17 protein-coding genes are annotated in these 18,927 nt (G+C 70.2%); 8 read left to right on the top strand and 9 right to left on the bottom strand.

The annotated features are described in order from the left end of the window. Positions 1–2 precede the first annotated feature (2 nt). The gene (locus tag G9Q37_RS08260; RefSeq protein ID WP_166226734.1) at positions 3–512 is read left to right on the top strand and encodes a disulfide bond formation protein B; all 510 of its coding nucleotides are present in this window, start codon (positions 3–5) and stop codon (positions 510–512) included. 12 nt (positions 513–524) lie between these two features. Here the strand turns inward: G9Q37_RS08260 and argA are convergent, their stop codons facing one another. Beyond that, a complete protein-coding gene (argA, locus tag G9Q37_RS08255; RefSeq protein ID WP_166226733.1) occupies positions 525–1,862 on the bottom strand; it encodes an amino-acid N-acetyltransferase in 1,338 nt (445 codons plus the stop codon). Positions 1,863–1,920: 58 nt separating this feature from the next. Between argA and hrpA the strand changes: the two genes are divergently transcribed. Next, positions 1,921–5,829, top strand: a complete 3,909-nt coding sequence (hrpA, locus tag G9Q37_RS08250; RefSeq protein ID WP_420810311.1) for an ATP-dependent RNA helicase HrpA — start codon at positions 1,921–1,923, stop codon at positions 5,827–5,829. Positions 5,830–5,850: 21 nt separating this feature from the next. Here hrpA and G9Q37_RS08245 read toward each other — a convergent pair whose 3' ends face one another. Further along, positions 5,851–6,780, bottom strand: a complete 930-nt coding sequence (locus tag G9Q37_RS08245; RefSeq protein WP_166226731.1) for a FecR domain-containing protein — start codon at positions 6,778–6,780, stop codon at positions 5,851–5,853. Positions 6,781–6,973: 193 nt separating this feature from the next. Here G9Q37_RS08245 and G9Q37_RS08240 point away from each other — a divergent pair, with 193 nt between their 5' ends. Further along, positions 6,974–7,693: a Rieske (2Fe-2S) protein gene (locus tag G9Q37_RS08240; protein WP_166226730.1), complete on the top strand. Its 720-nt coding sequence runs from the start codon at positions 6,974–6,976 to the stop codon at positions 7,691–7,693. A gap of 4 nt (positions 7,694–7,697) precedes the next feature. Here G9Q37_RS08240 and G9Q37_RS08235 read toward each other — a convergent pair whose 3' ends face one another. The 5 genes from G9Q37_RS08235 to lptF are packed head-to-tail and all read right to left on the bottom strand — an operon-like array spanning position 7,698 to position 12,458. Further along, positions 7,698–8,879 carry a pyridoxal phosphate-dependent aminotransferase gene (locus G9Q37_RS08235; protein ID WP_166226729.1) on the bottom strand — a complete coding sequence of 394 codons (1,182 nt, stop codon included), beginning with the start codon at positions 8,877–8,879 and terminating at the stop codon, positions 7,698–7,700. Positions 8,880–8,916: 37 nt separating this feature from the next. Further along, entirely contained in the window at positions 8,917–9,861 is a 945-nt protein-coding gene (locus tag G9Q37_RS08230) for a CysB family HTH-type transcriptional regulator (protein ID WP_166226728.1), read from the bottom strand. Further along, entirely contained in the window at positions 9,858–10,223 is a 366-nt protein-coding gene (locus G9Q37_RS08225; protein WP_166226727.1) for a sirohydrochlorin chelatase, read from the bottom strand. Before G9Q37_RS08225 ends, G9Q37_RS08230 begins: the two co-directional genes overlap by 4 nt. A 7-nt stretch (positions 10,224–10,230) precedes the next feature. Then, entirely contained in the window at positions 10,231–11,349 is a 1,119-nt protein-coding gene (gene lptG, locus G9Q37_RS08220) for an LPS export ABC transporter permease LptG (protein ID WP_166226726.1), read from the bottom strand. Continuing rightward, a complete protein-coding gene (lptF, locus tag G9Q37_RS08215; RefSeq protein ID WP_166226725.1) occupies positions 11,346–12,458 on the bottom strand; it encodes an LPS export ABC transporter permease LptF in 1,113 nt (370 codons plus the stop codon). The genes lptG and lptF overlap by 4 nt, the downstream gene beginning before the upstream one ends. A gap of 27 nt (positions 12,459–12,485) precedes the next feature. On the opposite strand from lptF, the gene G9Q37_RS08210 reads away from it, so the two are divergent. The 3 genes from G9Q37_RS08210 to G9Q37_RS08200 all read left to right on the top strand — a co-directional run bounded on the left by G9Q37_RS08210 (position 12,486) and on the right by G9Q37_RS08200 (position 15,785). Continuing rightward, complete coding sequence (locus G9Q37_RS08210; protein ID WP_166226724.1) at positions 12,486–13,967, top strand: leucyl aminopeptidase; 1,482 nt, start codon at positions 12,486–12,488, stop codon at positions 13,965–13,967. A gap of 9 nt (positions 13,968–13,976) precedes the next feature. Beyond that, a complete protein-coding gene (locus tag G9Q37_RS08205) occupies positions 13,977–14,414 on the top strand; it encodes a DNA polymerase III subunit chi (protein ID WP_166226723.1) in 438 nt (145 codons plus the stop codon). Between the two features lie 177 nt (positions 14,415–14,591). Continuing rightward, a complete protein-coding gene (locus G9Q37_RS08200) occupies positions 14,592–15,785 on the top strand; it encodes a branched-chain amino acid ABC transporter substrate-binding protein (protein WP_166226722.1) in 1,194 nt (397 codons plus the stop codon). A gap of 81 nt (positions 15,786–15,866) precedes the next feature. Here the strand turns inward: G9Q37_RS08200 and G9Q37_RS08195 are convergent, their stop codons facing one another. Continuing rightward, positions 15,867–16,424 carry a glutathione peroxidase gene (locus tag G9Q37_RS08195; protein WP_420810310.1) on the bottom strand — a complete coding sequence of 186 codons (558 nt, stop codon included), beginning with the start codon at positions 16,422–16,424 and terminating at the stop codon, positions 15,867–15,869. A 293-nt stretch (positions 16,425–16,717) separates the two neighbouring features. Here G9Q37_RS08195 and G9Q37_RS08190 point away from each other — a divergent pair, with 293 nt between their 5' ends. Together G9Q37_RS08190 and G9Q37_RS08185 are read left to right on the top strand one after the other, a co-directional pair. After that, positions 16,718–17,239, top strand: coding sequence for a TlpA family protein disulfide reductase (locus tag G9Q37_RS08190; protein WP_166226721.1), 522 nt, complete (start codon positions 16,718–16,720; stop codon positions 17,237–17,239). A gap of 21 nt (positions 17,240–17,260) precedes the next feature. Beyond that, a complete protein-coding gene (locus G9Q37_RS08185; RefSeq protein ID WP_166226720.1) occupies positions 17,261–18,019 on the top strand; it encodes a sulfite exporter TauE/SafE family protein in 759 nt (252 codons plus the stop codon). Here the strand turns inward: G9Q37_RS08185 and G9Q37_RS08180 are convergent, their stop codons facing one another. Continuing rightward, positions 18,020–18,856, bottom strand: coding sequence for an SIR2 family NAD-dependent protein deacylase (locus G9Q37_RS08180; RefSeq protein ID WP_166226719.1), 837 nt, complete (start codon positions 18,854–18,856; stop codon positions 18,020–18,022). It lies immediately after the preceding gene. Between the last annotated feature and the right edge of the window lie 71 nt (positions 18,857–18,927).

Here is an 18,927-nt window from a genome sequence, read left to right as displayed (position 1 = left end):
CCATGAGCGCCTTGCTCGCCTGGCCCGCGCAGCGGCCCCGTCAGGTGCTGGCCCTGGTGGCCGCGGTCTGCGTGGCCCTGCTGGCCTTCGGCATGGTCCTGCAGCACGTGGTGGGGCTCGAGCCCTGTCCCATGTGCATCGTGCAGCGCTACGCGCTGATCCTGGTGGCGGTGCTGGCCGCGCTGGCCGCCAGCCTGAAGTCGCGCGGCGCGCGCCAGGTGGGCGTGGGCCTCATGGGCCTGTTCGCGGGCTTCGGTGCCTTCACCGCGGCGCGCCAGAGCTGGCTGCAGTGGAACCCGCCCGAGATCCTCTCGTGCGGGCGCGACTTCTTCGGGATGATCGAGGCTTTTCCGCTGGGCCGAGCGATCCCCATGATCTTCCGCGGCAGCGGCGACTGCTCGAAGATCGACTGGACCTTTCTCGGCCTGACGATCGCGAACTGGTCGTTCCTGTGGTTCGTGGCCTTCACGCTGCTGGCGCTGGGCCTCTTGTTGGCCCGCCCGGCGCGCTGAGCACGCGCGGCCTCAGAGCTTTTTCATCAGGACCTGGCTGCGCCGGTCCCAGTTGTACTTGCGCTTGCGCGCCTCGGGCAGCCAGTCGGCCCCCACCTGCACGAAACCGCGCTTGACGAACCAGTGCATGGTGCGCGTGGTGAGCACGAAGATGCTCTGCAGGCCCTGGGCCTTGGCGCGCGCCTCGATGCGCTTGAGCAGCCGTTCGCCGTCGCCCTGGCTCTGCGATTGCGGTGACACGGTGAGCGCGGCCATCTCGCCCGTGCGTTCCTCGGGGTAGGGGTAGAGCGCGGCGCAGCCGAAGATCACGCCGTCGTGTTCGATGATGGTGTAGTAGCCCGCGTCGCGCTCGATCTCGTGGCGGTCGCGCTTGACCAGGGTGCCGTCTTTTTCGTAGGGCTCGATCAGCGCCACGATGCCGCTCACGTCGTCGATGGTGGCTTCGCGCACGCTCTCGAGCTTCTCGTCGACCACCATGGTGCCGATGCCGTCGTGGGTGTAGATCTCCAGCAGCAGCGCGCCGTCGACCGCGAAGGGCAGGATGTGGCTGCGCTCCACGCCGCCCTGGCAGGCGCGGATGCAGTGCTGCAGGTAGAAGGCGGTGTCGGTGGGGTGCTCGGCCTTGGGCAGGCCGGCCAGCAGGCGCTGGGCATCGGCCAGCGGCAGCTCGGTGTCGATCTCGCTGTCGGGGTCGGCCGCGTCCACGCGGATGCCCGGGATCTCGGTGAGGAACATCAGCTTGTCGGCCTGCAGCGCCACGGCCACCGAGGTCGCCACGTCTTCCATGGTGAGGTTGAAGGCCTCGCCCGTGGGCGAGAAGCCGAAGGGCGAGAGCAGCACCATGGCGCCCATGTCGAGCGTGCGCTGGATGCCGTCGGTGTCGACCTTTCGCACCAGGCCCGAGTGCATGAAGTCCACGCCGTCGATCAGGCCCACCGGGCGCGCGGTGATGAAGTTGCCCGAGATCACGCGCACCGTGGCGCCGGCCATGGGCGTGTTGGGCAGGCCCTGGCTGAACGCGGCCTCGATCTCGTAGCGCAGCTGGCCCGCGGCCTCTTGCGCGCAATCGAGCGCCACTTCGTCGGTGATGCGCATGCCGTGCGAGTAGCGCGCCTCGTGGTTCTTCAGGCGCAACTGCTCGTTCACTTGCGGCCGGAAGCCGTGCACCAGCACGATCTTCACGCCCATGCTCTGGATCAGCGCGAGGTCCTGCACGAGGTTCTGCAGCTTGCCCGCCGCAATCGCTTCACCCGCGATGCCCACCACCAGCGTGTTGCCGCGGTGCTTGTGGATGTAGGGCGCGACCGAACGGAACCACGGGACGAAGGTGAAGTTGAAGACGTTGGACATCGCAGGCGGGCGGGCAGGTCGGGTTCCGGGTGAGCGGGATAATCGCGGGTTGCCGATTGTGTCCCAAGTCCCTGTCTTGCCCGCCTTGTCCGCCGCCGCCCTCCGCCTCGAGTTCCCCGAATCGCTGCCCGTGTCCGCGCGCCGGCACGAGATCGAGGCCGCCATCCGCGAGCACCAGGTGGTCATCGTGTGCGGCGAGACCGGCTCGGGCAAGACCACGCAGCTGCCCAAGATCGCGCTCGCCATGGGGCGCGGCAAGCTCAACGCGAAACCGGGCGAACGCGGCCGTCTGATCGGCCACACCCAGCCGCGCCGCATCGCCGCGAGCTCGGTGGCCAAGCGCATCGCCGAAGAGCTGCAGACCCCGCTGGGCGAGGTGGTGGGCTACAAGGTGCGCTTCCAGGACCGGCTCTCGCGCGACGCGTCCGTCAAGCTCATGACCGACGGCATCCTGCTCGCCGAGACGCAGACCGACCCGGACCTCAAGGCCTACGACACGATCATCATCGACGAGGCCCACGAGCGCAGCCTCAACATCGACTTCCTGCTGGGCTACCTGCGCCAGCTGCTGCCGCGCCGGCCCGACCTCAAGCTCATCGTCACCTCGGCCACGATCGACGCCGACCGCTTCGCCGAGTACTTCGCCTCGGCCCGGGGCAAGGCGCCCGTGCTCATGGTCTCGGGCCGCACCTATCCCGTGGAGGTGCGCTGGCGACCCTTCGAGGAAAGCCGCGAGTACGACCTGAACAACGCCATCGCCGACGGCGTGGACGAGCTCTGGCGCGGCGGGCAGGGCGGCGACATCCTGGTCTTCCTGCCCGGCGAACGCGAGATCCGCGAGGCCGCCGACCACCTGCGCAAGCACCTCGCGCACCAGCCGCTGCACCGCAACGCCGAGGTGCTGCCGCTCTTCGCGCGCCTGAGCCAGGCCGAGCAGGACCGCATCTTCCAGCCGCACGGCCAGCGCCGCATCGTGCTCGCCACCAACGTGGCCGAGACCTCGCTCACGGTGCCCGGCATCCGTTACGTGATCGACGCCGGCACCGCGCGCGTGAAGCGCTACAGCTTCCGCCAGAAGGTCGAGCAGCTGCTGGTCGAGCCCATCAGCCAGGCCGCGGCCAACCAGCGCGCCGGCCGCTGCGGCCGCGTGGCCGACGGCATCTGCATCCGCCTCTACGACGAGGCCGACTTCAACGGCCGCCCGCGCTTCACCGACCCCGAGATCCTGCGCAGCTCGCTCGCGGGCGTGATCCTGCGCATGAAGGCCCTGCACCTGGGCGCGGTGGAAGACTTCGCCTTCGTCGACGCGCCGCAGCGCCGCGCCATCGCCGACGGCTACCAGCTGCTCGCCGAACTTGGCGCGGTCGATGAGGCCAACGAACTCACCGACATCGGCCAGGCCTTGTCGCGCCTGCCGCTCGACCCGCGCGTGGGCCGCATGATCCTGGCCGCGCGCGACGCGGGCGCGCTCGACGAGGTGCTGGTGATCGCCGCCGCGCTCAGCGCGCAGGACGTGCGCGACCGCCCGATCGACAAGCAGGCCCAGGCCGACCAGGCGCATGCCAAGTTCGACGACGACAAGAGCGAGTTCGTCGGCACGCTCAAGCTCTGGAAGTGGCTCGAAGACAGCAAGGGCGGCCACGGCACCGACCACAAGCTCAGCCACCGCCAGTACGAGAACCTGCTGCGGGAAAACTTCATCAACGTGCGTCGCGTGCGCGAATGGCGCGACACGCACAACCAGCTGCACACCGTGGTGAGCGAGCAGGGCTGGCGGCTCAACACCGCGCCCGCCAGCTACGAGCAGCTGCACTGCGCCATGCTCGCGGGCCTGCTCGGCAACATCGGCTGCAAGAGCGACACCGAAGACTGGTACCTGGGCGCGCGCGGCATCAAGTTCCACCGCCACCCGGGCGCCCACCTGAGCAAGAAGCCGGGGCGCTGGATCGTCTGCGCCGAGCTGGTGGAAACCGCGCGCCTGTTCGGCCGCGGCATCGCGGCCATCGAGCCTGGCTGGCTCGAACGTGTGGGCGCGCACCTGCTCAAGAAGCAGCTGCTCGATCCCCACTGGGAAAAGAAGGCCGCGCGCGTCTCGGCGCTGGAGCGTGCCACGCTCTACGGCCTCGTGGTCTATCACAACCGCCGCGCCGACTACAGCCGTGTGGACCCCGCGGGCGCGCGCGAGATCTTCATCCGCGAAGCCCTGGTGCACGGCGACTGGGACACGCGGTTGGCCTTCCTGGCCGCGAACCAGAAGCTGGTGCGCCAGGTGATGGAGCTCGAACACAAGTCGCGCCGCCAGGACGTGCTGGTCGACGACGAGGTGATCTTCGCCTGGTACGACGAGCAGATTCCGGCCGACATCGCGAGCGGCACGGCCTTCGAGCGCTGGTATGGCCAGGCCGTGCGCGACAACCCCAAGCTGCTGTACCTCACGCGCGAAGACCTCATGCGCCACGAGGCCGCCGGCATCACGGCCCAGGCCTTCCCGCGCACCGTGCGCCTGGGCGGCGTGGACTGCGCCGCGAGCTACCTGCACGAGCCCGGCGATGCGCGCGACGGCCTGTCGGTGACGGTGCCGATCTACGCGCTCAACCAGGTCAACGAAGAACGCTGCGAGTGGCTGGTGCCCGGCATGCTCAAGGACAAGGTGCTGGCGCTGATCAAGACCCTGCACCAGCGCCCGCGCTCACGTCTGGTGCCGTTGCCGGCCACGGCCGAACGCTTCACCGAGGCCCTGAGCGCGCCCGAGCTGTTCGGCCAGGGCAGCCTGGTGGATGCGGTGCTCAAGCAGGTGCGCGCGGCCACGCAGCTCGACATCGTGCGCAACGACATCAAGGTCGACCAGTTGCCGCCGCACCTGTTCATGCACCTGCGCGTGGTCGACGAACACGGCCGCCAGCTCGGCCAGGGCCGCCACCTCGCGGCGCTCAAGGCCGAGCTCGGCGCGCAGGCGCGCGGCGCGTTCCAGGCGCTCGCGGCGCTCAAGGTGCCGGCGGCGGCGCCCGCCTCTGCGTCATCACCAGCGCCCACGCCCGCGCCCGCCGTGCGCCTGGCCAAGGCCGCACCCGCGGCACCGGCCGCGCCCGCGGTCGATGCCGCGCAGCGCCACACGCGCTGGGACTTCGGCGAATTGCCCGAGCTGCTCGAGATCCGCCGCGGCGGCCAGACGCTGATCGGCTTTCCCGCGCTGGTCGACGACGGCGACGCGGTGCGCATCGAGGTGTTCGACGAGCCCGACGCCGCGCAGGCGCGCCACCGCGAGGGCCTGCGCCGCCTGTTCGCGCTGCAGATCAAGGACGCGCTCAAGTACCTGGAGAAGAACATCCCCGGCCTGCAGGCCATGGGCGCGGCCTTCATGGGCGTGGACAAGGAGCGCGGCGGCGGCACGCTCGACGAGTTGCGCGCGCAGCTGATCGCGCTCGCGCTCGACCGCGCCTTCCTCGTCGATCCCCTGCCCGCCGATGCCCGGGCCTTCGAGCAGCGCGTGGCCGATGGCCGCGGCCGGCTCAACCTGATCGCTGCCGAGATCGCGCGCAGCGCGGGCGCCGTTCTCACCGAGTTCGCGGCCGCCCAGCGCAAGCTCAAGGACAGCAAGCCCCCGGCCGAGGTGGCGGCCGACATCGCGCAGCAGTTGCAGCGCCTGGTGACCAAGCGCTTTCTCACCGACACGCCCTATGCCCAGTTGCAGCACCTGCCGCGCTACCTCAAGGCCGTGCAGTTGCGGCTCGACAAGCTGCGCGCCGACCCGGCGCGCGACGCCGCCCGGCTGGCCGAGCTGCGGCCACAGGAGCAACGCTTCTGGCGCCTGGTGGCCGAGCGCAAGGGCGTGCAGGACGCGCGGCTGCAGGAGCTGCGCTGGCTGCTCGAAGAACTGCGTGTGAGCTTCTTCGCGCAGGAGCTGCGCACGCCGCAGCCCGTGAGCCTCAAGCGGCTCGACAAGGCCTGGGCCCAGCTCAACGGCTGAGCCCGCGGGGCCGCTGCGCGTTCAGCGCGCGCGCACCACGCTGCCCTGGGTCACGCCCAGCGGCGCGAGCTTGGCCAGCACGCTGCGCGCGTCCTGCTCGCTCGCGAACTGGTTGATGCGGACCTCGAAGCCGTTGCCCTGGCCCGCCACGCGCGCCGGGTAGCCCGCGGCCTGCAGGCGCTCGCGCAGCTCGTTGGCTTGCGGGCCGGTGGCGTTGGCGGCGGCCACCAGGCGCCATTCACCGCCTTGCAGCAGCACGCCCTGGCCCGGGCGCATCTCGGCCTGGCCGATGAACTTGGCGAGCTGGTCGGGCGTGGCCTGGCCGGCCGGCGCTTCGGGCTTGCCCGTGAAAGTGACCCAAAACGCGCCGGGCTTTTGCAGGTCGGCCACGGCGCTGGCGCCGCGCTCCACGGCCACGTGGCCCTCGAACACGCAGACCGCGTCGTGGTCGGCGTCGCTCATGGCCCAGAAGTCGGTGCCGCGGATGCCCACGGTGGCGGTGGCCAGGCCCAGCTTCAGGTCGGTCTTGTTGCCCACGACCTTGCTCGAGTAGTCGGTGGCGTAGCGGAACACGCCGGTGATGAGCTTGAAGCCGGCGCTGATCTGGCTCGCGCCGTCCTGGGGCGAGCGCTGCAGGGTCTGCACCAGGAACTCGGTGGCCTCGCCCAGCCGCACCGTGCTGCGGTCGGACATGCGCAGCAGCATGCGCGAGCCGGCCGCGGTGATCGCCTTGTCGCCCTCGCGCAGCAGCGCGCCGGGCTCGGCCGCGCGGCGCTGGCCCTGGCGTTCGATCTGGGCCGGCAACTGCACCGCTTCGATCACCGTGGTGTCGGCGGCGGCGTGCGCCGGCTGCCAGACCCCCAGGGCAGCCGCCGCGAGCAGCGCCGCCAGGCCGTGCATGCTGGCGCGGCGCGAGAGGGTGAAGGGGGGGCGGATGGTGGAGCTGTTCATGGGGGAAATCCGGGTAAAGGAAGGTGGGCCCTGTTAGGTTCCAGGTGTACGCGTGCTTACCTTCAACGGATTCGGCGCTGGAAACTTGAGCGGTATTTCCCCGCGCACCGTGTGTGTTGGGTCACGGTCCGCCGCCCGCCCGCCCGTTTGTTGCCCTGGCCTTCCCGCGCCTTCGAACAGGAGACAGCCCCCCATGGACCGCCGCGAATTCAATGCCGCCTGCGCCACCGGCGCGGCCGCCCTGGCCAGCGCCGCCCTGGGCGCGCCCGCCTGGGCCGCCAGTGCGCAAGCCCGCACCTACGCCCGCGCGCTGCTGGTGGACGAACTGGGCCAGCCGATCAAGGCGTCCCGGCTCGTGGCGCAGACCAACTACGTCTTTCATTACCCCTTCGAGGCCACGCCGGTGTTCCTGCTCGACCTGGGCAAACCCGCCGTGCCCACGCGGCTGCAGACCAAGGGCCGCGAGGCCTACGAATGGCCCGGCGGCGTCGGGCCCAAGCGCAGCGTGGTGGCCTTCTCGGCCATCTGCGCGCACCAGCTTGTCTACCCCACCAGGGAGCTGAGCTTCATCAGCTTCCGCAAGGGCCCGGTGGCCAACCCGCAGACGCCGAGCAAGGGCAACGACCTGATCCACTGCTGTGCCGACCACAGCCAGTACGACCCCGCGCGTGGCGCCCAGGTGCTGGGCGGGCCGGCCGAGCAGCCGCTGTGCGCGGTGCTGCTCGAACACGATGCGCGCACCGACCAGCTCACGGCCACGGGCACGCTGGGCGGCGAGCTGTTCGACGCCTTCTTCAAGAAGTACGAGATGAAGCTCAGCCTCGAAACCGGCTCCTCGGGCCGCAAGGCCGTGGCCGAGCGCAGCGTGGTGCGCGAGCTCGAACGCTTCTGCCGCAACCCCGTTCGCTGCTGAGGCCTCAGAGCCGCGACAGCCGCTTCAGCGCCTCGACCAGGGTTTCGTCCTTCTTGGCGAAGCAGAAACGCACCACCTTCTGGTCGAAGCCGTCGCCGTAGAAGGCCGAGAGCGGGATGGCGGCGACCCCGATCTCCTGCGTGAGCCAGCGGCAGAAGTCGGCTTCGGGCAGGTCGCGCTCGGGCACGGCGAGCGCCGAGATGTCCACGCACTGGAAGTAGGTGCCTTCGCCGGGCAGCAGCCGAAAGCGCGTGGCGGCCAGGCCTTCGCGGAACAGGTCGCGCTTGCGCTGGTAGAAGGCCGGCAGGTCGAGGTAGGGCGCGGGGTTGGCCATGTAGGCCGCGAGCGCGTGCTGCATGGGCGTGTTCACCGTGAACACGTTGAACTGGTGCACCTTGCGGAACTCGGCCATGAGCGGCGCGGGCGCCACCACGGTGCCCACCTTCCAGCCGGTCACGTGGTAGGTCTTGCCGAAGCTGCTGACGATGAAGGCGCGCGCGGCCAGGCCCGGGTAGCGCGCCGCGCTCTGGTGCGGCAGGCCGTCGAACACCATGTGCTCATACACCTCGTCGCTGATCAGCAGCACGTCGGTGGGCGCGAGCAGCGCGTCGAGCGCACGCATCTCGGCCTCGGTCCAGCACATGCCGCTGGGGTTGTGCGGGCTGTTGATGAGCAGCGCGCGCGTGCGCGGCGTGATGGCCGCGGCGATCTTGTCGAAGTCGGGCCGGAAGCTGCCGGGCGTGAGCGGCACGCGCACCACGCGACCACCCGCGAGCTCGATGTTGGGCACGTAGCTGTCGTAGCAGGGCTCGAGCACGATCACCTCGTCGCCCGGGTGCACCACGGCCAGGATGGCGGTGAGGATGGCCTGCGTGGCGCCCGCGGTCACGGTGACCTCGGTGTTGGCGTCGTAGCGGCGGCCATAGAGCTTTTCGACCTTGTCGGCCACGGCCTGGCGCAGCGCGGGCACGCCGGTCATGGGCGGGTACTGGTTGTGGCCCGCGCGCATGGCGGCGTCGACCGCGTCGAGCAGCGCCGGGTCGCAGCCGAAGTCGGGGAAGCCCTGGCCCAGGTTGACCGCGCCGTGTTCGCTGGCCAGGGCCGACATCACGGTGAAGATGGTGGTGCCCACCTGGGGCAGGCGCGAGGCGAGGGCGGGGGTGCGGGGCAAGGTGGCGGCGTCCATGGGGCTTGTCTCGGGAGCGTTGTGTTCGAAGGGGGCGTCAGATGTCGTATTCGTCGGGCTCGCCGGCCATGGCGCGAAGGATCAGATCGCGCGAGAGGCGATCGGAGAGCAGCTCGCCGAAGCGCAGCACGAACTGGCGCAGGTAGGTGCCGCGCTTGAAGGCCACGCGCGCCAGGTTGTGGCCGAACAGCGCGCCCGCGGGCCGGGCCACGAGGTCGGGTGACTGGTTCTCGCCCTTGACCGCCATCTCGGCCACGATGCCCACGCCCATGCCCAGCTTCACGTAGGTCTTGATGACGTCGGAGTCGATGGCCTCGAGCACGATGTTGGGCTGCAGGTGGCGCAGCGCAAAGGCCTGGTCGATGCGGGTGCGGCCCGTGAAGCTCGGGTGGTAGGTGATCAGCGGCACCTGGGCGAGGTCTTCGAGGTCGATGCGCTCGCGCGCGAGCAGCGGGTGGTCGAAGGGGAACACCAGCACGTGCTGCCATTCGTAGGCCGGCAGTGTCACGAGCTCGGGGTAGTTCACCAGCGACTCGGTGGCCATGCCGATCTCGGCCACCTCTTCGATCAGCATGCGCGCCACCTGGTCGGGCGAGCCCTGGTGCAGGCTGATGCCCACCTTGGGATAGGCCTGGCGCAGCGCGGCCACCGGGCCGGGCAGCACATAGCGCGCCTGGGTGTGCGTGGTGGCGATGGACAGGGTGCCGCTGTCCTGCGCCGAGTACTGCTCGCCGATGCGCTTGAGGTTGTTCACCTCGCGCAGGATCACGTCGATGCTCTTGAGCACCTGCTGGCCGGGCTCGGTCACGCGCTTGATGCGCTTGCCGTGGCGCGCAAAGATTTCGATGCCGAGCTCGTCTTCGAGTTCGATGATGGCCTTGGACACGCCAGGCTGCGAGGTGTGCAGCGCCTTGGCGGCCTCGGTGAGGTTGAGGTTGCGGCGCACCGCCTCCTGCACGAACTTGAACTGGTGCAGGTTCATGCACCCTCCTTGACGGCCAGCGCGGCCAGCAGATCGATCAGTTGCGGGTCTTCGCCCGCGGTGGGCAGGCGCTCGAACACCACCTGCGGGTGCTCGCGCTGCAGCGCGTCCATCAGCTGCGGCAGGTCTTCGCGCGCGTGCTTGCCCATGCCGAAGAACAGCGGCAGCACGCGCAGCGTGGTGGCGCCCGCGGCCACCAGCTCGCGCGCGGCGCTGGGCAGGTCGGGCTCGGTGAGCTCGAGGTAGGCGGTGCGCGCGAGCGTGCCGGGCGCGCGCTCGGCGATGCGCCGCGCGACGGCCTCGACCGGCGCGCGCCACAGCGGGTCGCGCGAACCATGGGCAAAAACGATCACGCCGAGCATGGGGTTCCTAACGCCTGAGCACCAGCCAACCGAAGGCCCCGAGCGACACCACCGAATAGATCAGGGCGGGCGAAGCCGCGGCCAGCCAGGGCCGCCACTGGTTGAGGTTGCCGATGTAGCCGAACACGTTGTTGAGCAGGAAGAAGCTGATGCCGATCATCACTCCGCCGAACACGTAGCCCGTGATGCTGCCCGAGCGGAAGTGCAGGTAGGCAAAGGGCAGGGCGAGCACCACCATCACCAGGCACGACAAGGGGTAGAACACCTTGCGCCAGAACTCGATCTCGTGGCGCTGCGCGGTCTGGCCGTTGGCCTGCAGGTGCCGGATGTAGGCGAACAGGTCGGTGGTGCGCATGCGCTCGGGCTTGAGCAGGGCCACGGCCACCATCTCGGTGTTGATGCCGCTGGGCCAGCGGAAGGTGTCGTGCTGGGTGCGCGCCACGCGCGCGGCGCCGGTGCCGCTGGCGTCGAACTCGCGCCGCTCCACCTGGTGCAGGGTCCAGCTGTCGTCGGCCTCGATCTGGCCGGTCTTGGCGCGCAGGGTCGACACCAGCGTGCCCTGGTTGTTGAACTCGAAGATGCGCACATTGCCCAGGCCGCCCTCGGCCGACAGCGAGCCCACGTTGACCGAGAAGCTGCTGTAGGGCTGGCGCTCTTTCAGCCAGGCGCCGGTCTGCCCGAGGCTGATCGCGCCTTCGAAGCGCGCCTTGTGCAACTGGGCCACGCGGTCGGCGAACGGGGCCACGTAGTCGCCCATCGCGAAGGTCACGAGCACGAAGATCGAGCCCAGACCCAGCAGGGTGCGCAGCGCGCGCCACGGGCCCAGGCCGCTGGTGCGCAGGATGGTGTACTCCGAGCCCTGGGCCAGCCGCGCGAGCACGAACACCGAGCCGATCAGCACCGCGATCGGCATGAGCTCGTAGATGCGGCTGGGCACCAGCAGCGCCACGTAGATCAGCGCGTCGGCCAGGCTGTAAACGCGCGCCGGATCGAGCACCGACTTCTTGCCCACATCGGGCAGCTCGTCGACCAGGTCGAAGAAGAAGAACAGCGAGAGAAAGGCGAGCAGCACGAAGAACACGGCCGCGAAGACCTCGCCGTAAATGAGGCGGCGGATGGTCTTCATGCGCGCTTCTCCCGCTGGCGGCCCAGCCACTGCGCGAGCAGGGTGCGCAGGCTCACGCCGGTGTGTCGCTTGTAGAACCACAGCAGGGTGAGCAGCAGCACGCCGCCGTGCAGGCCCAGCATGTAGGGCATCAGCTCGATCACGCCGCGCGCCACCCAGTTCTGCCCGATGTTGAGCAGGTTGTAATAGAAGACGAAGGCGAACAGCGTGAAGAACAGGTTGCCGCTGCGCCCCGCGCGCGGGTTGCCCGCCGTGGTGGCCAGCGCGATCAGCACGAAGTTGAAGGCCGTGAGCGCCAGGCCGATGCGCCAGCCCAGCTCGGCGAGGTTGGCCTGGGTGGGCTGCATCACCAGCTCCCAGCTCGGCCGGGCCTTGAGCTCCACGCCCGCGCTGCCCGTGGGCAGGGCGTCGCCGATCTGCGTGCCGTACTCGGCGAACTCGCTCACGCGCAGGCCGTCGTTGGGGCGCGATTCGAGCCGCTGGCCGTTGTTGAGCATGAGCAGCTGGCGTTCACCGTCCCACTCGATGCGGCCCGAGCGCGCCGAGGTCACGGTCTCGCGGCCGTCGGTCTCGGTGCTCGAGATGAAGATGTTGCGGCCCTCGGTGCCGTCGGCCGTGTCCTTGTCGATGAAGAACACGCGCCGGCCGCTCGATGACTCCTGGAACTGGCCGGGCGCCACGCGCTCGAGGTCGCCGCGGCGTTCGAAGCGGTCGCGCAGGTTGTTCACCTGCTGGTTGGCCCAGGGCCACACCAGCAGCACCATGAGCGTGATCACCATGAGCACCGGCCAGGCGAAGCGCAGGATGGGCCGCAGAAAACCCCCCAGCGAGCGGCCGCTGGCGAACCAGATGATCATTTCGCTGTCGCGGTACATGCGCGAGAGCGTGAACACGATGGAGATGAAGAGCGCCAGCGTGAGCACCGTGGGCATGCGGCCGAGCACGGTGTAGCCCAGCACCAGCATCACCTCTTCGGGGTTGACGCTGCCTTTGGACGCCGCGCCCAGGGTGCGGATCAACAGCATCGTGAGCACGATGGTGAACAGGATCACCAGCGTCGCCCCGAAGCTGCGGGCCAGCTCTCTGCGCAAGGATGAATGGAATAACATCGATCGTCGTTAGAACCAGAGCGGATTATGAACTTCGAACTCAAGACCCTGACCCCCGCACAGGCCGCCGAATTCCCGGCCGATGCCCTGCTGGTGCTCGTGCCCGACACCGCGCCCAAGGGCGACACCCCGCTGCACCGCCTGGTGGCCCAGGCCCTCAAGGGGGGCGACCTGGAAGCCGGCGTGGGCAAGCTGCTCGCCGCCTACCGGCCCGAGGGCTTCAAGGCGGCGCGGGTGCTGCTGGTGCGCGCCGGCGCGGCCGACGCCACGGCCCTGCGCAAGGCCGTGACCGCCGGGGTGCAGGCGCTCAAGGGTCCGGGCGTGGCCCACCTGGGCGTGGTGGCCACGTTGGTGGCGCTGGACAACGACGGCCTGCGCGCGGCCATCCAGGCCGCGGCCGAGGCCTCGTACGTGTTCACCACCACCAAGCCCAGCGCCAAGCCGCGCGCGCTGGCGCGGGTGAGCTTCGGCGTGAGCGACGCCGCCGCGTTGCGCGACGGCCTGCGCCTGGGCAAGGCCCTGGTGGCCGGCGTCGAGTTCGCCAAGGAATGGGCCAACCGCCCCGCCAACCACGCCACGCCCACGCTGCTCGGCGAGGCCGCGAAGAAGCTGGCCCGCGGCGGCGCGATCAAGGCCGAGGTGCTCGGGCCCAAGCAGGTCGAGGCCCTGGGCATGGGCTCGTTCATGGCGGTGGCGCGCGGCTCGGCCGAGCCGCTGCGCTTCATCGTTCTGCACTACCAGGGCGCGCCCAAGGGCGAGGCCCCGGTGGTGCTGGTGGGCAAGGGCATCACCTTCGACACCGGCGGCATCAGCCTCAAGCCCGCGCCCGAAATGGACGAGATGAAGTTCGACATGGGCGGCGCGGCCAGCGTGCTCGGCACCTTCGCGGCGCTGGCCGAGCTCAAGCCGGCCATCAACGTGGTGGGCCTGATCCCGAGCTGCGAGAACATGCCCGACGGCCTGGCCGTGAAGCCCGGCGACGTGGTCAAGAGCATGAGCGGCCAGACCATCGAGATCCTCAACACCGACGCCGAGGGCCGCCTGATCCTGTGCGACGCGCTGACCTACGCGGCGCGTTTCAAGCCGCGCGCGGTGATCGACATCGCCACGCTCACGGGCGCCTGCGTGATCGCGCTGGGCGCGGTGCGCAGCGGCCTGTTCAGCAGCGACGACGCCCTGGCCGACGACTTGAGCGTGGCCGGCGAGACCGTGGGCGACCTGTGCTGGCGCATGCCGCTCGACGACGAGTACGCCGAAGGCCTCAAGAGCAACTTCGCCGACATGGGCAACGTGGCGGGCCGCGCGGGCGGGGCCATCACCGCGGCCAAGTTCCTGCAGAAGTTCACCGCCGAACTGCGCTGGGCGCACCTGGACATCGCGGGCACGGCCTGGAAGGGCGGCGCGGCCAAGGGCGCCACCGGCCGCCCCGTGCCGCTGCTGCTGCAATACCTGGTGAGCGAGTCGCAGCGCGCCCCGGCCAAGCCCGCGCGCCGCCGCGCCAAGGCCTGACGCCGCCGCATGGCCGAAGTCGCCTTCCACTTCAACGCGCCCGACCGGCTCGCCTACACGGCGCGCCTGCTGCGCAAGGCCTACCTCAAAGGGGTCCGGGTGGCGGTGCTCGCGCCGCGCCCGGCGATTGACGAGCTCGATCGCCTGGTGTGGCTCGTGGGCCAGGGCGATTTCGTGCCGCACGCGCGCCCGGGCGATCCGCCCGCGGTGCTGCAACACTCCCCCATCCGCCTCACCGACAGCCTGCCCGAGGTGCAGGGCATGCCGGTGCTCGTGAACCTGCACGACGAGCCCGTGCCCGAGCCCGCGCGCTTCGAGCGCGTGATCGAGGTGGTGGGGCTCGACGAGGCCGATCGCGCGGCGGCGCGCCAGCGCTGGCGAGCCTACGTCGCGGCCGGCATCGAGCCGCAGCGGCACGACCTCAAGCAGGCCGATCCGCAGGGCTGAGGGCGCAGCGCCCGCGCGGGTGTTGCGGCGCCCCGCCAGTTCCTGTGGAAAACCCTGGTCACGGGCCCTCGCGGGGCGTGCAACGGCCGGGAGTGCTTCGGAATTGGAGTAGATTCACGCGGTGGAGAAAAAAACGTTCCCTCCGCAATTCAAATCCATCCTTACCGAGGAATTTCCATGCAAGTGAACATGAAACTGGCAGTGCTTGCCGCAGCCGTTGCTCTGGCTGCCTGTGGCAAGAAGGAAGAGGCTCCTGCCCCGGCCGCCGCCGCCCCGGCCGCCGCTCCCGCACCGGCCGCCGAGGTCGTGGTCAAGATCGGTCACGTCGGCCCCACCAGCGGCGCGATCGCCCACCTGGGTAAGGACAACGAAAACGGCGCCCGCATGGCGATCGAAGAGCTCAACGCCGCCGGCCTGAGCATCGGTGGCGCCAAGGCCAAGTTCGAACTGCTGGCCGAAGACGACGCCGCCGACCCCAAGCAGGGCACGGCCGCCGCGCAGAAGCTGGTCGACGCCAAGGTCAACGGCGTGATCGGCCACCTGAACTCGGGCACCACCATCCCCGCGTCGCAGCTCTACAACGACGCCGGCATCCCCCAGATTTCGCCCTCGGCGACCAACCCCAAGTACACCCGCCAGGGCTTCGCGGGCGCGTTCCGCGTGGTGGCTGACGACGTGCACCTGGGCGGCACGCTCGGCAAGTACGCCATCGAAACCCTCAAGGCCAAGAACGTGGCCGTGATCGACGACCGCACCGCCTACGGCCAGGGCGTCGCCGACGAATTCGAAAAAGGCGTGAAAGCCGCTGGCGGCACCGTGGTGGGCCGCGAGTTCACCAACGACAAGGCGACCGACTTCAACGCCATCCTGACCACCCTGAAGGCCAAGAAGCCCGACGTGGTGTTCTTCGGCGGCATGGACGCCGTGGCCGGCCCCATGCTCAAGCAGATGAAGCAGCTCGGCATCAAGGCCAAGTTCATGGGCGGCGACGGCATCTGCTCGAGCGAGCTGCCCAAGCTGGCCGGCGACGGCATCAGCGACGAGCAGGTGTTCTGCGCCGAGGCCGGTGGTGTCGAAGGCGAACAGAAGGCCGGCATGGACAAGTTCCGCGCCGACTTCAAGACCAAGTTCAACGCCGACGTTCAGGTGTACGCCCCGTACGTGTACGACGCCGTGAAGGTCATGGCCAACGCCATGGTCACCGCCGGCTCGGCCGATCCCAAGGTCTACCTGCCCGCGCTCAAGGCCACCAGCTACAACGGCGTGACCGGCAAGATCGAGTTCGACGAGAAGGGCGACATCAAGAACGGCGCCCTCACGCTGATGACCTACAAAGGCGGCCAGCGCACCACCATCGCCGTGATCCGCTGATCCAGCGGCCTTCGGCCACAAAAAAGCCACCGCTTGCGGTGGCTTTTTTTTCGGCTCTTGCGACGGCAGGCCGGCGCGTGTTCAGCCCTTGGCCGCCAGCGCCTTCTCCACCGCCTGCGTGAGCGCGCGCCCCATGGGGTCGGTGTTGCTCGCGTACTGGTCGATCACCTTGCCGTCGCGGCCCACCAGGTACTTGTGGAAGTTCCAGCGCGGCGCCACGCCCGTGGCCTGCGCGAGCTGGCGGTACAGCGGGTTGGCCTTGTCGCCGCGCACGCCACCCGGCTCGAACATGGGGAAGCGCACGCCGTAGGTGTTGAAGCACAGCTCGGCGATCTTCTGCTTGTCGTTGGTTTCCTGCTGGAAATCGTTGGACGGAAAACCCAGCACCACCAGGCCGCGCTCGCGGTACTTCGCGAACAGCGCCTCCAGGCCTTCGTACTGCGAGGTGAAGCCACAGTAGCTCGCGGTGTTCACCACCAGCAGCACCTTGCCCGCGTATTGGCACAGGTCCTGGGGCGCGCTGTCCTGCAGGCGCGGGAAGCGGTGGTTGAGCAGGGCCGGGCAGGCGGCGGTCTGCGCCAGGGCAGGTCCGGCGCCCATCAGGGCCAGCGAGGCGAGGCAGAGGTCACGGCGGTTCATGCGCGCATTGTGGGCCGGCCCCCGCCACCCCACAAAACCGTCGGAAAAAAGCGCCAGGGCAAAGCCCTGGCGCTGCAAAGGAAGCACCCGGGCCGCAGCCCGGGTACCTCTCACCAACCGGTGCGCCGGCGGTTCGACCACCGCGCGTTCGCGCCCGCATTCTTGCCGATCCTGCCGTACCCCCGCGGGTTCCACGTTTCTCGCGCAGAAGGGCGGTATATATTCGCAAACCCTGATGGATCGATGGAACGGGCCGCCCGGCCCGTGCCCGGCGACCGAGAGCGAGGAGACGCATGAACCCCAAGCCCCCGCGCGGCTGGCGCCGCCGCGACGCCCTGGGCGCCCTGGCAGGTGCCTCGGCCTTGCTGGCCGCTGGCGCAGCGAGCGCGCGCGAGGGCGCGCCCCTGCCCGCGGTGGGCAGCGCTTATGCACTGGCCGACCTGCCGCTGATCGATGGCAGCACCTTCAAGGCCGCCGAAGCGCGGGGCCAGGTGGTGGTGCTGTACTGGTGGGCCAGCTGGTGCCCGTTCTGCGCCCTGCAGTCGCCGCACGTGCAGAAGCTCTGGGCCGCGCAGCGTGCGCGCGGCCTGTATGTGCTGGGGGTGTCGATCGACCGCCGCGCCGACGACGCACGCCAGTACCAGCAACAGCGCGGCTACAACTTTCCGAGCGCCTGGCAGGCCGGCGCCGTGCTGCCCAAGCCCGGCAAGTCGCTGCCGGTGACCGTGGTGCTCGGCCGCGACAGCCGCGTCGTGATGGCCGAAGACGGCCAGCTCTTTCCCGAGGACGTCGAGCAGATCGCGCGTTTTCTCTGACCCGCCCGGCTGTCTGCGCGCATGACCGGCATTGCCCTGTACCTCTTGTTCGTGGCCATCGCGGTCTACGTGCAAAGCCTCACCGGCTTCGCGCTCGCCCTGGTGCTGCTGGGCCTGGTGGGCGCGATCGACCTCTACCCGCTCAACGACGTGGTGAACGTGCTGTCCATCATCTCGCTGATCAACGCGGGGGTGTTCCTGCACCGCCGCGGCGCGCTGCGGCTGGACCCGCTGCTGCGGCCCGCGCTGGGCGCGAGCCTGCTCGGCACGGTGGTGGGCGTGCTCGCGCTCTCCTGGGTGCTGGGCAGCGCCTACCAGGTGCTTCGCCTGCTGCTGGGCCTGAGCATCGTGGGCTGTGCGGCGCTGCTCTGGCGCGCGGCGCGGCCGCTGCCGGCACCCTCGTCGACCGCGGCCTTCGTGTCGGTGGGCTTCGTGTCGGGCCTCATGGGCGGGCTGTTCTCCACCGCGGGCCCGCCCCTGGTGTACCAGTTCTACCGCCAGCCATGGACCACCGAGCGCATCCAGGCCTCGCTGGTCTACCTGTTCGGCGCGGGCGCGCTGGTGCGGCTCCTGGTGGTGCTGTCCACGGGCGGCTTCTCGCGCCAGTCGGCGGGTCTCGCGCTGATCGCCGTGCCCGTGGTGGTGCTGGTCACCACCTGGTCGGCGCGCCGGCCGCCGCCGTTGTCGCCGGCCATGCTCAAGCGGCTGGTGTGCGTGCTGCTGGTGGCCACGGGCGGCTCGATGGTGGCCGACGCGCTGCGCCTGATGGCGGCGCGCTGATCACGGCAACTGCCGGTCGATCGCCTCGAGCGTGGCGAGCGCCGGGCCCGCAAGGCCGAGATCGAGCGAGCCCGGCACCGCCGGGGCCAATGGGTTCACGCGCAGCAGCCGCCCCGCGTGCGAGCGGATCACCGCGTGCGAGAAGTGCCGCACCGTGGGCACCGCGGTGCCCGCGCCGATCTCGATCACCAGCGGCCGCTCGCAGTGCGCGAGCCAGTGCACCAGCCGGTCGCGCTGGTCGGCCTGGCGCTGCGCCAGCCATTGGGCGTCGCCGAACATGAGCACGTTGGGCCGCGCGAGCGCGCCGCAGCGCGGGCAGCGCGGTGGCGCGTTGAGCAACTCGCAGCGCGCTTCGTCGACCTCGGGCTCGAAGCCGTCGGCCGGCCAGACCGTGTCGCTGCAGGGCCGGGTGCACTGCAGGTGGTGCAGCGAGCCGTGGCATTCCTCGATCAGCGCGGCGTTGAAGCCCGCGGCCTGGAACTGGCCGTCGACGTTGCTCGTGAACACCGCGAGCCCGTGCAGCGTGGCCTCGCCCCAGCGCCGCAGCAGCGCGAAGCCCGCGTGCGGCCGCACGCGCCGGTACATCGCGAGCCGGTGGCCATAAAAGCCCCAGGCCAGTTCGGGGTGGCGCGCGAAGGCCGCGGGGTTGGCGATGTCGGTGAAGCCCAGGCCGGCGCGGCCGAGCGCAGGGTAGGCGTTCCAGAAGCCCTCGGGGCCGCGGAAATCGGGCAGTCCCGAGTCCACGCCCATGCCCGCGCCCGCGGCCACGACGAGGCCGTCGGCCTGGGCGATGAGGTCGGCGGCCTTGTGGAGGTCGGCGGGCGGCAGGTCGGGCATGCCGCGAGGTTAGCGCAGCGCCGCACCGCCCCATGACAGATGTAATGACGCTGCGCGCGCGCCGGCACGCC

Source organism: Hydrogenophaga crocea (assembly GCF_011388215.1).
GTDB classification, from domain to species: domain Bacteria; phylum Pseudomonadota; class Gammaproteobacteria; order Burkholderiales; family Burkholderiaceae_C; genus Hydrogenophaga; species Hydrogenophaga crocea.
The sequence above is the reverse complement of the archived record's forward strand: the minus strand, read 5'-3'. Positions and strand labels throughout refer to the sequence as shown.